The sequence below is a fragment of the Halococcus hamelinensis 100A6 genome (genome assembly GCF_000336675.1).
Taxonomy (GTDB): Archaea; Halobacteriota; Halobacteria; order Halobacteriales; family Halococcaceae; genus Halococcus; species Halococcus hamelinensis.
The window spans coordinates 88055-101566 of record NZ_AOMB01000032.1; the positions used below are offsets into that span (position 1 = coordinate 88055).

The following is a 13512-nucleotide window of genomic DNA, read 5'->3' on the forward strand; positions in this document are numbered from 1 at the left end:
CGCGGGCCGGGGGCTTCCGCGAGACGCAACTACTCGTCCGCCGATCGGGACCGTTTCGGTATGAAGTTCGAGGAGAGCGACGAGGGGAAACGGGTCGTCGACCGGGAGGGGAACGTCATCGGCGAGGTCGCGACCGTCCGCGACGGCATCGGCTACGTGAGGAAGACCGGCGAGGAGAGCGTTATCGACGCCATCACGACGAGTCTCGGCTGGGACGACAGCGCTATCCAGGAGCTCGAACGCGAACACGTGGACGCCATCGACGACACCGAAGTGCGGCTCCGGGCGTTCTGGAGCGGCCCGAGCGGCCGGCGAGGATTTATACCGACGTCCGTTATCCCCTCTCGATGGTGCGACCGTTCGAAACCGTTCGTCGCAGGGGCGGGATAGCGTGAACCTCGGTGTGAGTTCGGAGCACGTTCTGTCCGGCATGGAGCGGCTGGCGGCGCTCTGTATCGCCCTCGGGCTGATACTGGGGCTGCTGCGGCGGTTGGTCTTCCAGCTCCCGTCCCGACTGGGGGTCTGGATGATGTTCTTCGGGCTGTTCCTGTTGATCCTCACCGTTGCGCTCGACCGAACGCTGTGAGGTGACCCCGCTCGAACGAACTCTCCGATGGGTGAACTTTTACTGTACGGTGACTAACAGCGGAGTGCCATGCGTCGACGAACATACCTTCTCACCGCCGGGGCGTTATCAGCCGGACTTCTCGCAGGCTGTAGCAGCGGCGACAGTGGGAACAACAGTAGCGGTGGAGGCGGCGGGAGCGGCGGTACCGAGGGCGACAACGACGACGACAGCGACACGGATTCCGGGTCGGGGAACGACAGCGATGCCGAGTCGGATACCGATTCAGACGACTCGGATCCCGACAACGGGACGGATTCGAACGGCAGCGACGACGACACCGATTCGGATTCCGACAACGGAACCGATTCCGACGACTCGGAGACCGACGTCGGCTCGGACGACGGCAACGAAACCGACTCGGGCGACGATTCGGATTCCGACAACGAATCCGATAGCGACAACGGGTCGGACGACGATTCGGACGGCGACAACGGGTCGGACGACGGCGACGATAGCGACACCGACGCCGTCGCGAACGCCAGTTCGAACGCCAGCGACTCGGATGACTCCGACTGACGGAACGCGCGAGGGTTTCATACCGGTTCTGACACGGGCCGGCGATCGAAAGCCGAAGGGACAACCGGCGGACAGCGATAGTACGATACGGGGCGAAGGAGGATCCACCCATTCCCCTTGCTATCCTCCGACGGACCCCATGCTCTAATTCTCGAAACCGGACGCCGGGCAGCCGGCCACGAACGCGCCGAGACGGACCGGGAGAACGGGGTATCGCGGTTCGAGCTCCGGAAGTCGGACGGCCGGATCGACACGAGCCGTTTTTCACCCCGTCAATCGAGCGCCGCGAGGTCCGCTTCGAGCGCGTCGGCTGCATCGAGTCGAAGCCGTTCGGCGGTCGCTTCGTCGAGGCGGGCCGGTCCCGATATCGAAGCCGTGAGCGGCCGATAGTTCGCCGGGTCGAAGTCCATCGTTTCGAGGTACTCGCGGACGGCCGGAGCACCGATGCCGTCCTCGACGGCCGCGTCGGTCAGCTCGCGGAGTTCGGCGAAGGGCGGAACGCCGATCCGCTCGTCGCCGGTCCCGGGGTCGCCGACCTGTACCGGGGTGTCGTTCGTGCGTTCGACGAGGTTCGCGACCGTCTCGACCAGTTCGAGAACCTGGCTCGGAAGCGCCGTGTCGGGCGCGCGCCACTCGACCGTCGGCTGCTTCCCGCGGAGCCGTACCGGCGTCAGCACCGCGTTCTCGGGCTGGAAGTGCTCGCCGAACGCCGCGTCGTCGATGCCCGCCTCACGCGCGAGCGCTTGCAGCTCACGATAGCGAGCCTCGATGCGGTTCTCCCACTCCGCGACGTCGGTCGTGTACTCCCAGAGGTCGCGATAGCGCTCGAATCGCACGCCGGACTCGTGACGGTAGACGTGGGCCCGCGAGCAGTTCGCGATGCGCTCGCCGCGGTAGTACGGCGACGAGCTCACCAGCGCGAGCGCGGGGTCGAGCGCGGTCAGCAGGTTCAGCTGTCGTGTCACGCGCTCGCGCTCGAAGTGAACGTGCGTGCCGGCACAGTTCTTCGCGGGCTCGATACCGTCGCCGTAGATGCGTTCGAGGAGCTTCCCCCGGGCCGACCGGACCGCCCCGGTCTGTGACGACAGCGGCGTTCCGAGCGGAACGAGCCGTCGTCCATCGGACGCGGCGGCCCCGATCACGGTTTCGAGCACCTCGACGAGCGTCTCGCGGAGTTCCGGGATCGAACCGACCGGCGGGGTTTCGACCTCGATCATCGCGTCGACGAACTCGGGCGAGACCCGGTCGTGCGCCTCGACGAGGTCGCGCCCGTCGCACAACCTCCCTCCCCCGTCGACCACCCAGTATTCGGCTTCCAGTCCTAATCGCATGGCGTCCCTACCTGCATGGGGTATCTGTATCTGATGCTTTGCGCATCACCGAACGCTGCTCGTTGTGGGACGGAGACGAGCCGGCCGAGCCGCTGTGGGGCCGAACTCGCGGACGGGTTGGCGATCGAGTGTTCCACCCCACTACGACAATCGACCGGGCCACGACCTCTTTCGTGGGGCTCGATAGCGTGCGGGAGCCGGCACGTTCTTCACGATAGAGTATAGTAGATACTCCTGTAGGGAGCCGCCGAGAGCGGTCGCCGTCGACGCGAGTGCCTTCGCCGACCCACTGAATATCAGACCTCGAATAAAGAAGTCCGATCGGGAACCGAATCGAGATCTCTGCCCAGAATCCGTGTTACGTCGGTTCGTTGCAGCTCGCCTCGAATTCGAATACAAGACGTCACTGATCCGGTGTGCATAGAGTAAAGTATTCGGAGCCGGATCGTCACCTAATGGATGGAACGGTGGCGGTGATCGGCGGCGGTTCCACGGGGACGGGTATCGCCCGGGACCTGGCGATGCGCGGGTTCGACGTGACGCTCGTCGAGAAGGGCAACCTCACCCACGGGACCACCGGCCGAATGCACGGCCTGCTTCACAGCGGGGGTCGCTACGCGGTCTCCGACCGATCGAGCGCGCGCGAGTGTATCGAGGAGAACCGCGTTCTCCGGGAGATCGCGACCCACTGCGTCGAGATGACCGGCGGATTGTTCGTCCAGAAGGAGGGCGACGCCGACGAGTACTTCGAGGAGAAACTCGAGGGCTGCCGGGAGTGTGACATCCCGGCGGAGGTCGTCTCGGGCGAGGAAGCCCGGGCGATCGAACCCTACCTCGCGAAGGACGTCAAACGCGCGATCCGGGTGCCCGACGGCGCGATCGACCCGTTTCGGCTGTGCGTCGCCAACGCCGCGAGCGCGATCGAACACGGCGCGCGCGTCGAGACCCACGCGAAGGTGACCGACGTGCTCGTCGAGGACGGCGCGGTCGTCGGCATCGAGGTCGAACACGAGAGCGGGCCGGGGAAGCGAGTCCATCGAAAACCCGGCACCGTCGAGGAGATCCGCGCCGACTACGTCGTGAACGCCACGGGCGCGTGGGCCGGTCGGGTGGGCGCGATGGCGGGCGTCGACGTCGAGGTCCGCCCCTCGAAGGGCGTGATGGTCGTGATGAACACCCGACAGGTCGACACCGTGGTGAACCGGTGTCGGCCGAAGGGCGACGCCGACATCATCGTGCCCCACGAGACCGCCGCGATCCTCGGGACGACGGACGAAGAGGTCGAGGACCCCGAGGACTACCCCGAGGAGGGCTGGGAGGTCGACCTGATGATCGACACGCTCTCCGAACTCGTCCCGATCCTGCAGGAAGCCCGAACCATTCGATCCTTCTGGGGCGTGCGGCCGCTCTACGAGCCCCCGGGAACCGGAACCACGGACCCCACCGACATCACACGGGACTTCTTCCTGCTCGACCACGACGAACGCGACGATCTGCCGGGAATGACCTCCATCGTCGGCGGGAAGTTCACGACCTACCGGCTGATGGCCGAGAAGATCTCGGACCACGTCTGCGAACAGTTCGGGGTCGAGGCCGAGTGTCGAACCGCCGACGAGCCCCTGCCGGGCAGCGAGGACATCGGGAACCTCGACGAGTACATGGACGAGTTCGGGCTTCGCTCGCCGATCGCCAAACGGAGCACCAAGCGCCTCGGGAGCTTCTCGCCGCAGGTGCTCGGCGGGAGCGACCCCAACCCCGTCGTGTGTACCTGCGAGGCCGTGACCAGCGCCGAGATCGACAAGGCGATCGACGAATCGGGAACGGACCTCAACGCGGTCCGGCTCCGCACCCGGGCCTCGATGGGCAACTGTCAGGGGGCCTTCTGCTGTCAGGGGATGGCGAGCCAGCTCCACCCGACCTACGACGAACCCACTGTGCGCGACGCCTACGACGAACTCTACCAGGAGCGCTGGAAGGGCGAGCGCCACGGCCTCTGGGGCGAACAGCTCTCACAGGCCGCGCTGAAGTACGCCCTCCACGCCACGACGCTGAACCGCGACCGCGACCCCGCCGCACGCGAGTCCGACCTCGACTTCGCGGCGTTCGACGACGGACGGACCGCGACGAACGCGGGCACCGACGTCTCGCGTTCCGAGCGCGAAACCGCCGCCGACGGCGGTCGACGACCGACCTCTCCGAACGGGGACTCCGATGGCGATTCGTGAGGACGTCCTCGTCGTCGGCGGCGGCCTCGCCGGGATGAGCGCCGCGCTCTCGGCGGCCGAGACCGGCGCGACGGTTCGATTGCTCTCGCACAAGAAGAGCACGCTCCGTCACGCCAGCGGCCTCGTGGACTGTTTGGGCTACAGCGGCGACGACGGCCCCTTCGCGGACCCCTACGCGGCGATGGACGACCTCCCGGACGACCACCCCTACCGGATCGTCGGCGAATCGGCGGTTCGCGAGGGGTTCGACCGCTTCGATAGCGTCGTCGGCGACAGCTATCGGGGCGGTCACACCGACGTCAACGCGCTGATTCCGACCCAGGCCGGGACGATCAAACCGACGGCGCGCTATCCGGCCTCGATGGCGGCAGGCCTCGCGAGCGACACCCGCTCGACACTACTGGTCGGATTCGAGGGCCTGAGCGACTTCGACGCGCCGCTCGCGGCCGACCGCCTCGCCGCGGCGGGCGTCCCGTTCGACGTCCGGGGTGTGACGCTCCGCTTCCCGAAGAAGTTCCGCGCCGACGCCAAACTCACGCGGTACGCGCGGGCGCTCGACCGGGACGAGGAACCCGACAAAGACCGCGCGCCCCGGTTCGACGGGGTTCGGCGGGCGCTGGCCGAACTCGTCAGGCCGAAACTCGACGGGGCCGAGCGCGTCGGCTTTCCGTCCCTCATCGGCGACGACCGCAACGACGAGGTCCGCGACGACTTGGAGGAACGCCTCGGCGTCCCGGCCTTCGAGCTCGCAGCGTCGCCGCCGAGCCTCCCCGGTGTGCGCCTCGAATCCCGCTTCCTCGCGGCGCTCGACGAGGCGGGCGTCCGACGGACCACCGGCAACCCCGTCGTCGACTACGAGTCCGCGGATGGGGCCATCACGACGGTCTACACGGACAACAACGGCCAGCGCGTGCCCTACGGTGCCGACCAGGTCGTCCTCGCGACGGGCGGGCTCGTTGGAAAAGGGATCGGGAGTTCGCGCGAGAGCGTGCGCGAACCGGTCTTCGACTGCCATATCCCCCACCCCGAGGACCGGTACGACTGGTCCGCGACCGACGCCTTCGGCGACCAGCCGTTCGCCCGGTTCGGTGTCGTCCCCGACGACGACCTCCGACCGCTCGACGCGGCCGGGGAAACCGAGTTCTCGAACCTCCGTGCCGCCGGCAGCGTGCTCGGCGGTGCGGATTTCGCCGCCCAGAAGTGCGGGAGCGGCGTCTCGCTCGCGACCGGTCACGTGGCCGGCGAGCGTGCAGGAGCCCTGATCTAACTACCACAATGAGCGACGCAGACACGACCCCGACCGACGCCAGCGACGAATCGTTCGAACCAGTTGACGTCTTCTCCGGCGAGCCGATGGACCTCCGGCCCGGCGCGGACGACTGCTATAAGTGCACGACCTGCGATACGTCGTGCCCGGTGGCGGAGGTCGACGACGACTTCCCCGGCCCGAAGTTCCAGGGCCCCGAACAGTGGCGGCTGAAACGCAAGGGCGACGACGACATCGACCCCTCGATCAATGCGTGTTCGAACTGCATGCGGTGTGACAACGCGTGTCCCTCGTCGGTGCCGCTCAGCCAGATGCACAACGAGGCGCGCGGGGCGTTCGTCGAGCGCCAGATGGAGAAGCTCTCGACGGAGTACATCCGGAATCGGATCCTCGCCAACTACCACACCTCGGCGTGGTTCGCCTCGAAACTCCCGCGGGTGGCGAACTTCGCGATGAACTTCGGGCCGGCGCGCTGGGCGATGGAGAAGACCCTCGGCGTGACGGCCGAACGCGAGTTCCCGGCGTTCGCGGGGCAGACCTTCCGTGAGTGGTGGGCCGAGCGTGGCGGGGCCCACGTCGAGAACCCCGACAAACGGGTGGCCTACTTCCACGGATGTTACTCGAACTACAACACGCCAGAGGTCGCGAAGGCGCTGGTCCACGTCTACGAACACTTCGGCTACGAGATACTCGTGCCACCCCAGAAGTGTTCGGGCACCCCGATGTTCGCCAACGGGATGCTCACGGACGCCCGCCGACACGCCCGGACCAACGTCGAGGAGCTCGCGGCGGCGATCGACGACGGGGCCGACGTCATCGCCTCCTGTACCTCGTGCTCGATGGCGCTCCGCCAGGAGTACCCCGAGCTCTTCGACATCACCGACATCGAGACGGTCGCACAGAACACGTACGAGGGCCTCGAATACCTCCGGATCAACGAGGACCTCCGGGGTGCGGTCGAGGAGGGCGAGGTCGACATGCCCGATATGGCCTACCACGCGCCGTGTCACGCCCGGAATCAGGGTCTCGACCGCCAGGCCGTCGAACTCTTCCGTGACCTCGACGGGGTCGACGTCGAGGACGTCGGGCCGTCGTGTTCGGGGATCTCCGGGACCTACGGCTGGAAGGAGGAGAAGTACGACAAGTCGATGGAGATCGGCGAGGAGATGTTCGAACACATGGAGGCCGGCGCGGGCGAGGAGGGCATGACCGAGTGTCCGACGTGTGCGATGCAGATGGAACACGGCACCGGCTACGAGATCACCCATCCCCTCGAAGTGCTCCGGGAAGCGCTGACCGGGACGTCGGCGTCCTGAGGTCGAACGAACCCATCGATCCCGGCGGTCGCGATTGACACCGGGTGCGCAATTCGTAACTATCTGCGGCGACTATCGACGGACATTGAGCGAACCAAACGACCACGACGCCGTGCTCGCCGGTGTCAGGGCGGCACTCGAGGACAACGGGTTCGACGTCGAGTGGGTCGACTACGACGACGAGCACGGCGCGATCGTCGTCCAGTACGCGACCATCGTCGGCGCTGCCGACGAGATCAGGGACGTCCTCACGACGGACATCCCGAAGACGATGGGGGCGTTCCAGGGCCCCGTACTGGCGGCGAGCGACCCCGACCCCTACACCGAACTGGTCGTGCTGGTCGTCAACTCCCGGACGACGCCGGCCGAACGGACCGGGAAGCTCCGCTGGGAGATCGCCTGGGAGTGGGTCCCCGGCGAGGCGGGGGTCTCGCCCACGGAGTACGAGGAACCCCTCCAGCGGGTGCTCTCGACGGCCGTCGTGATAGACGACGAGGGAACACACGAAATCGACGCCGAGTTCGAGTTCACCGACACGGAGTGAGGCGAACGGAGGCCCCCGTGGCGTGACGCAGGAGTTTCGGCTGTGAGCTACCCGTTTTTCCCGTTTTTCCCGTTCTTCCTGCTCTTCTTGGTCCTGCCCGTGAGGTCGTCCGGTGCGGTCTTCGGCGCGTTCTTCGGCCGCTTCTTTCGGTTGTTCCCGCGTCGTTCGCGCTGGAGCGGGATCGGGACGCCGCCGCCCGACTCGATCCAGTCGAAGAGCCGGTCGTGCATCGCCTTCCGGCGCTGCTCGTGATTCCCGTCGTCGAACAGGTTGTTCGCCTCCGCGGGGTCGGCCCGGAGGTCGTAAAGTTCGTCCTGCATCGGCCCGTAGTACCAGATGTACTTGTACTGGTCCTGCCGCGTACTGAACATGGTCGGGTGCTTCGGGAAGCCACCCCAGAACGATTCGTAGTAGGGCTCCTGACTTCGGGCGGTTCCCTCGCCGGCCAGCGCGGGGAGGAAGGACTCCCCGCTCATGTAGTCTGGGCGGGAGCGACCGGCGACCTCGAGGAACGTCGGCGCGAGGTCGATGTTCGAGACCGCCCGGTCGATGGTCGTCCCGGACTCGACGAGCCCCGGTGCCCACGCGAGCAACGGAACCCGCATCGAGGGTTCGTAGGCGGTCTGCTTGCCGATGAGGCCGTGTTCGCCGAGCGAGAAGCCGTTGTCGGACATGTAGAGCGTCAACGTCGAATCGGCGACGCCGGACGTATCGAGCTGGTCCATCACCGCCCCGATGCTCTCGTCGAGCGAGAGCAGCGTCTCACAGTACCTCCGGTAGAGGGTATCGAACCCGGACGGGCCGCCGAACCCGAAGTTGCCGCCGAAGACGTAGTCCACCCCGCGAACGCTGTCGCGCTGTTCGCGCACCCAGTCCGGTTTGTCCCGGTAGTTCGCCGGGGAGTTGGCCATCGTCTTCGGGTACTCGATCGGCGCGTCGGCGTATCGTCCCCGATGACGGCGCGCGGGGCGGAACCAGGCGTGTGGGGCCTTGTGGGAGAGATAGAGGAAGAACGGTTTGTCGCCGCTCCGGTTTCTGAGCCACTGGAGCGCGTACTCCGTCAGGATGTCGGTGATGTAGCCGCTGTGGTCCACCCAATCGCCGTCGACGTTGAGCCGCGGGTCGAAGTAGTTGCCCTGCTTTTCGAAGCTCACCCAGCGGTCGAACGCCGGCCGGGGTTCGGCGCTGTTGATCCGGAACGTGTCCCACTTCCCGATGAACGCCGTCTCGTAGCCGGCGTCCTTGAGGTGGTCGACGAAGAACGGGTCGTGGTCGGCCTGTGGATGCTGGTTGTCGATGACGCCGTGTTCGTGGGCGTACTGACCGGTGAGGATGGAGGCCCGGCTCGGCGCACACAGCGACGTGCTGACCGTGGTGTTCGGGAGGTGTGCGCCCTGGTTCGCCATCCGGTCCATGTTGGGCGTCTCCAGGAACCCGGGCGTTCCCGGTTCGTCCATGAAGTTCATGAAGTCGTACCGGTGGTCGTCGCTCAGGACGAAGACGATGTTGCGAGGCTGGGACGTACCGGTGCTCCCGAGGAGGGCGACGTTGGACGAACAGCCGCTGAGCAGCCCGCCGACCCCGAGTCCGCCGGCCGCCTTCATGGCGTTTCGCCGGTGGAGGCGACGGCGGGGTCGTTCGGTGGTCCGGTCGGCCATGAGCCCCCTCGCCGCGTCGAACTGAAAGCCGTTTCTATCGGGTCATCGACGGGGTTCGGCGGCCGGTTCGCGCTCGCGATTCCCCTTCCGATGTTCGCTACGACCGCTATCGTGTGTCCCGACGTCGCGGGATTCGATCCAGGCGACTCACGCCTTCGAGGGGGAGTGTAGGGTGCCGTCTCGCACTACCCCTTCGTGGAGCGTGAAGAGGAGCGCCGGGACGATGATCACCAGTCCGATCACGGAGACCGCACCGAGCAACAACAGCCCGGCGTAGACGAAGATCAGGGTCGTCGAGTGTGTCGGGTTGCCCACCACCCAGGTGTAGCCCGTCGAGAGCGAACCGACGAACGAGCGGTCCCGCGAGAGAACCGCGAACGTCGTCAGCACGACGAGTGATAAGAAGATGAACAGATAGGTGCCGGCGATGGCGATGGCGAGGTACCGAAACGAGTCGGTTCGAACGTATGTCAGGAAGTAGGTAGCCGTGGCGAAACCTATGATGATTGGTACGTATATCAGGAGGGAGGCGTTTACGCCGTGTCGCCGAATAGTTGCCGTTATTTCACTGAATTTCACCTTTTTGTTGGAACGAAGCGAACGGATCGCCGAATACGCACCGAGAGTAGAAATTCCGCAGGTGACGACCGGGAGCGAACTAACAACCCAACAGACACTTATGACGACGAGAACGAGGCTGTGTCGGTACGCGAAGCCGAGGGCGTCCCTGAGCGACCCGCCGAACGATCCCTCGTTCTCGTCGTCCGCCCTCATCCGGTCGTACCCTGGAACTGCACCGCCTCGATGATCTGGTCCTGGAGGAGGAGGAACAGCACGAACAGCGGGAGGGACGCGATGATCCCGGAGGCCATGAAGAGACCCGGCCGGAACGTGAACGTATCACGCAGGATCACCAGCCCCAGCGGGAGGGTGAACGAGGCCTGGTTCTGGAGCACGACGACCGGCCAGACGAACTGGTTCCAGTTGTAGACGAACATGAAGATGGCGAGCGCGGAGAGGATCGGGCGCGAGATGGGCAGGACGATCCGGGAGTAGATCTGGAAGTTCGAGAAGCCATCCAGTCGGGCCGCTTCACCGTACTCCTCGGGGATATCCCGGAAGAACTGATAGAGCAGGAAGACGCCGAGCGGGTTCGCGACCGCGGGCAAGATCACGCCGAACAGGCTGCTGACGAGTCCCAGGTCCGAGACCGTGGTGAACAGCGGGACCAGGTTGACGTAGAAGGGGACCATGAAGCTCCCGATGATGATCGTGAGCAGGATCGACTGGCCGGGCCAGTTGAGCCGCGTGAGCGAGAACGCGATCATGGAGTCGACGATCAGGACGAGCACCGTCGCCGTCGTCGCGACGATGAACGTGTTGAGCACCCACTGGAGGATGAGGGTCCCCGAGAGCAACTCGGTGTAGTTCGCGAGCGTGAACTCCGGGGGGATGAGGTGCGGGACGGAGCTGATCGCGATCTCCTGGGGCTGTAGGGAGAGCGAGATCATGTAGAGATAGGGGACCATGAACAGTATCGCGACCGCGTACAGCCCGACGTGGACCGCGACCGTTCGTGTGGTGGCGTTGCTCAGGATACCTCGACGTCCGTTGGCGGTTGCTTCGCTCATGCTGAATCACTTCCGATGTACCGGTAGTTCACGTACGATACGACCACGAGGAGTCCGAAGAGGAGGTAGCCCACCGCCGCGGCGTAGCCGAACCGTTGCTGGCTGAACGCCGCGTTGTAGAGGTAGTAGACGAGCGTCATCGTGGAGTTGTTCGGTCCGCCGTCCGTCATCACGTAGGGTTGGCCGAACACCTGGAACTGCTGGATGAACTGGACGATCACGACGAACGCGATCGCGTTCCGCATCTGCGGGAGGGTGATGTCGCGGAAGGCGCGCCACGTACCCGCGCCGTCGAGCCGTGCGGCCTCGTACAGCCGCTCCGGGACGTTCTGCCGGGCGGCCAGCAGGATGACGAAGTTGAACCCGAGCAGCCACCAGTTGGTGACGACGGCGAGCACGGGCATCGCGAGGGCCGACGAACCCAGCCAGTTCGGCGGCGTCTCCATGATGAAGCCCAGGTAGTAGTTGATTGGCCCGAAGCCGGACGAGAGGAAGAGGCTCCAGACGATACCCACGATGGAGACCGTCAGGATGTACGGGCTGAAGTAGATCGTCCGGAGGTAGCGCCGGCCGATCACCTTCTTGTTGACGCCCAACGCGAGCGCCAGCCCGAAGATCACCATCGCCGGCACGGTCAACACGACGAAGTAGACCGTGTTCACCAGCGCGTTCCAGAACGCGGGGTCCTGGAGCATCGAGGCGTAGTTCTGGATCCCGAGGAACTCCGACTGGGCGGGGAACAGCGGGTTCCACTCGAAGAGGCTCATGTAGAGCCCCTGCAAGAGCGGATAGAGGAGGAACACACAGAAGAAGACCATGTAGGGGACCGCGAAGAGGATCCCGTCGACCGTCTCCCGTCGCTGGAGGCTCCCCTCGGTCGCTTCCGTGCGACTGAATCGGTCCCTAATTGACATCGTCGATCAACCCCTGGACGGTCTCCGCCCCGCGTTCGAGCCCGGCCTTGGGGGAGGTGCTGTGCGAGTAGATGTCGAGGAGGAAGTCCCACGTCGACGCCTCGTTCACGTTGAACGGGGTCCGTGGGAGGTACGCGAACTGGTCCTCGCTCGCCATCTCCGAGAACTTCGAGAGGGACTTCGACCAGAGGGGTGATTCCCGGAGTGCCGGGGAGTTCTGGAGCTTCGAGGCGGCGGGCAGGTGGCCCGCCTGCGTCCCCCAGATCGGGTTCTCCTGGGTGAGCCACTCGGCCACCCTCACGGCCGTCTGGGTCTGCTCTCGGTCCCTGGACTGCTTCCGGGGGAGCACGATCGTGTGGCTCCCGGACTCCGTCCAGTTCTGTTGCTTCCCGGGGGCGACGAACGGTTTGAACATGTTCCAGTCCATCCCGTCGAGCGTCTGCAACACGGCCGCGTACCAGGTCCCGTTCACGATTATCCCCAGGTTCCCGTCCTGGAAGGCGACGTCCGTTCTGCTGGCGGACGCGTTCGGGAGGTCCCACCCGTACTTGCCGGTGCTGTTGTGGTAGAGCTGGGCGATCCGGAGGCCGTTCGGGTTGTTGAACCGGACCTCGGTGAGGTCATCGTTGAAGAGCTGTCCACCCCGCTGCCGGTCGAACGCGATGAACGTCCGGAGCAGCTCGATCGGGCTCATGGCGGCCGAGGGGGCGAAGGCGTTGGCGTCCGTCTCGGTGACGATGGTGTCGCAGACGTTCTTGAACTCCCGGAAGTTCGTCGGCGGGGAGTCGGGGTCCAGCCCGGCCTCCTCGAACACCGAGCGGTTGTAGTAGGCTCCGATGGGGTGGGCGTCGAGGGGGAGGGCGAGCTGGTTCCCGTCGAACCGCATCCGCTTCCAGAGGGTCGGGACGTACTGCGAAGCGGTGGAGTCGTCGATGTAGCGGTTGTACGGCGTCAGCATCTGCCGGAACCGGCTGATGAGGGCCTGGTGCATGATCGCGATGTCGGGACCCTTGTCGGCGACCAGCGCCGTGTAGACCTTGGTGTAGTAGTCGTTCCACGGTATCCGCTGCCGGTCGATCTGGACGTTCCCGAGGGGCTGTTCGTCGTTGAATCGGCTCACGATGGACTGCATCGTGGCACCGTCACCGCCGCTGAACAGGGTCCAGAACTCGACCGTGGTGCCGGACCCGCTGGCGATGTCCCCGACGAGGGCGTTTCGGGTACTGCAGCCAGCCAGTCCCATCCCACCGGCCACGCCGAGGCCGGTGAGAAATCGCCGCCTCGAAGACGTCGTGTGTGCTCTCTCGGACGCTACCATAGTGGAATCGAGGCGTCCACCGTAATAAATGTTTATGGCCTTTGGTTCGCCGACACATCGTCCCTCCTCGAACGCGTGCGTGCCGGTTCGTTCACGGCCCGGTCTACGAAGCGTACGAGCGCTTTTCGACGTTTCGTGAACCACCAATTCACGGGCCGTCCACA

General features: G+C 65.6%; 13 protein-coding genes. 7 read left to right on the forward strand and 6 right to left on the reverse strand.

Annotated features, from left to right (window positions below):
* Positions 1-60: 60 nt before the first annotated feature.
* From C447_RS11010 to C447_RS11020, 3 genes are all read left to right on the forward strand, one after another.
* Positions 61-390: a hypothetical protein gene (locus C447_RS11010; RefSeq protein ID WP_007693880.1), complete on the forward strand. Its 330-nt coding sequence runs from the start codon at positions 61-63 to the stop codon at positions 388-390.
* A 13-nt stretch (positions 391-403) separates the two neighbouring features.
* Positions 404-586 carry a hypothetical protein gene (locus C447_RS11015; RefSeq protein ID WP_152416148.1) on the forward strand — a complete coding sequence of 61 codons (183 nt, stop codon included), beginning with the start codon at positions 404-406 and terminating at the stop codon, positions 584-586.
* Between the two features lie 69 nt (positions 587-655).
* The gene (locus tag C447_RS11020; RefSeq protein WP_007693882.1) at positions 656-1144 is read left to right on the forward strand and encodes a hypothetical protein; all 489 of its coding nucleotides are present in this window, start codon (positions 656-658) and stop codon (positions 1142-1144) included.
* Between the two features lie 272 nt (positions 1145-1416).
* Here C447_RS11020 and C447_RS11025 read toward each other — a convergent pair whose 3' ends face one another.
* A complete protein-coding gene (locus tag C447_RS11025) occupies positions 1417-2475 on the reverse strand; it encodes a glutamate-cysteine ligase family protein (protein WP_029601996.1) in 1059 nt (352 codons plus the stop codon).
* Positions 2476-2930: 455 nt separating this feature from the next.
* On the opposite strand from C447_RS11025, the gene glpA reads away from it, so the two are divergent.
* The 4 genes from glpA (at position 2931) to C447_RS11045 (ending at position 7827) form a co-directional block, all read left to right on the forward strand.
* On the forward strand, positions 2931-4700 hold the full coding sequence (gene glpA, locus C447_RS11030; RefSeq protein WP_007693886.1) for an anaerobic glycerol-3-phosphate dehydrogenase subunit GlpA: 1770 nt from the start codon (positions 2931-2933) through the stop codon (positions 4698-4700).
* A complete protein-coding gene (gene glpB, locus C447_RS11035; RefSeq protein WP_007693887.1) occupies positions 4687-5967 on the forward strand; it encodes a glycerol-3-phosphate dehydrogenase subunit GlpB in 1281 nt (426 codons plus the stop codon). Before glpA ends, glpB begins: the two co-directional genes overlap by 14 nt.
* Positions 5968-5975: 8 nt before the next feature.
* Entirely contained in the window at positions 5976-7283 is a 1308-nt protein-coding gene (locus C447_RS11040; protein ID WP_007693889.1) for an anaerobic glycerol-3-phosphate dehydrogenase subunit C, read from the forward strand.
* 85 nt (positions 7284-7368) lie between these two features.
* Positions 7369-7827 (forward strand): hypothetical protein, encoded by a 459-nt coding sequence (locus C447_RS11045; protein ID WP_007693891.1) that lies wholly within the window; start codon positions 7369-7371, stop codon positions 7825-7827.
* Positions 7828-7874: 47 nt separating this feature from the next.
* Here C447_RS11045 and C447_RS11050 read toward each other — a convergent pair whose 3' ends face one another.
* The 5 genes from C447_RS11050 to C447_RS11070 all read right to left on the reverse strand — a co-directional run bounded on the left by C447_RS11050 (position 7875) and on the right by C447_RS11070 (position 13348).
* Positions 7875-9485, reverse strand: coding sequence for a sulfatase family protein (locus C447_RS11050; RefSeq protein WP_007693894.1), 1611 nt, complete (start codon positions 9483-9485; stop codon positions 7875-7877).
* Between the two features lie 147 nt (positions 9486-9632).
* Complete coding sequence (locus C447_RS18570; protein WP_239639170.1) at positions 9633-9875, reverse strand: hypothetical protein; 243 nt, start codon at positions 9873-9875, stop codon at positions 9633-9635.
* Between the two features lie 380 nt (positions 9876-10255).
* The gene (locus C447_RS11060) at positions 10256-11116 is read right to left on the reverse strand and encodes a carbohydrate ABC transporter permease (protein ID WP_007693898.1); all 861 of its coding nucleotides are present in this window, start codon (positions 11114-11116) and stop codon (positions 10256-10258) included.
* Positions 11113-12030, reverse strand: coding sequence for a carbohydrate ABC transporter permease (locus C447_RS11065; protein ID WP_007693900.1), 918 nt, complete (start codon positions 12028-12030; stop codon positions 11113-11115). The genes C447_RS11060 and C447_RS11065 overlap by 4 nt, the downstream gene beginning before the upstream one ends.
* The gene (locus C447_RS11070; RefSeq protein WP_237713468.1) at positions 12020-13348 is read right to left on the reverse strand and encodes an extracellular solute-binding protein; all 1329 of its coding nucleotides are present in this window, start codon (positions 13346-13348) and stop codon (positions 12020-12022) included. The genes C447_RS11065 and C447_RS11070 overlap by 11 nt, the downstream gene beginning before the upstream one ends.
* Positions 13349-13512: the final 164 nt, after the last annotated feature.

Bases quoted from the DNA above. Each gene is read 5' to 3' on its own strand.
- C447_RS11050 (WP_007693894.1), bottom strand. From the start codon at position 9,485: ATGGCCGACCGGACCACCGAACGACCCCGCCGTCGCCTCCACCGGCGA.
- C447_RS11025 (WP_029601996.1), bottom strand. From the start codon at position 2,475: ATGCGATTAGGACTGGAAGCCGAATACTGGGTGGTCGACGGGGGAGGG.
- glpA (WP_007693886.1), top strand. From the start codon at position 2,931: ATGGATGGAACGGTGGCGGTGATCGGCGGCGGTTCCACGGGGACGGGT.
- C447_RS11065 (WP_007693900.1), bottom strand. From the start codon at position 12,030: ATGTCAATTAGGGACCGATTCAGTCGCACGGAAGCGACCGAGGGGAGC.
- C447_RS11010 (WP_007693880.1), top strand. From the start codon at position 61: ATGAAGTTCGAGGAGAGCGACGAGGGGAAACGGGTCGTCGACCGGGAG.
- C447_RS11060 (WP_007693898.1), bottom strand. From the start codon at position 11,116: ATGAGCGAAGCAACCGCCAACGGACGTCGAGGTATCCTGAGCAACGCC.
- glpB (WP_007693887.1), top strand. From the start codon at position 4,687: ATGGCGATTCGTGAGGACGTCCTCGTCGTCGGCGGCGGCCTCGCCGGG.
- C447_RS11020 (WP_007693882.1), top strand. From the start codon at position 656: ATGCGTCGACGAACATACCTTCTCACCGCCGGGGCGTTATCAGCCGGA.
- C447_RS11040 (WP_007693889.1), top strand. From the start codon at position 5,976: ATGAGCGACGCAGACACGACCCCGACCGACGCCAGCGACGAATCGTTC.
- C447_RS11070 (WP_237713468.1), bottom strand. From the start codon at position 13,348: ATGGTAGCGTCCGAGAGAGCACACACGACGTCTTCGAGGCGGCGATTT.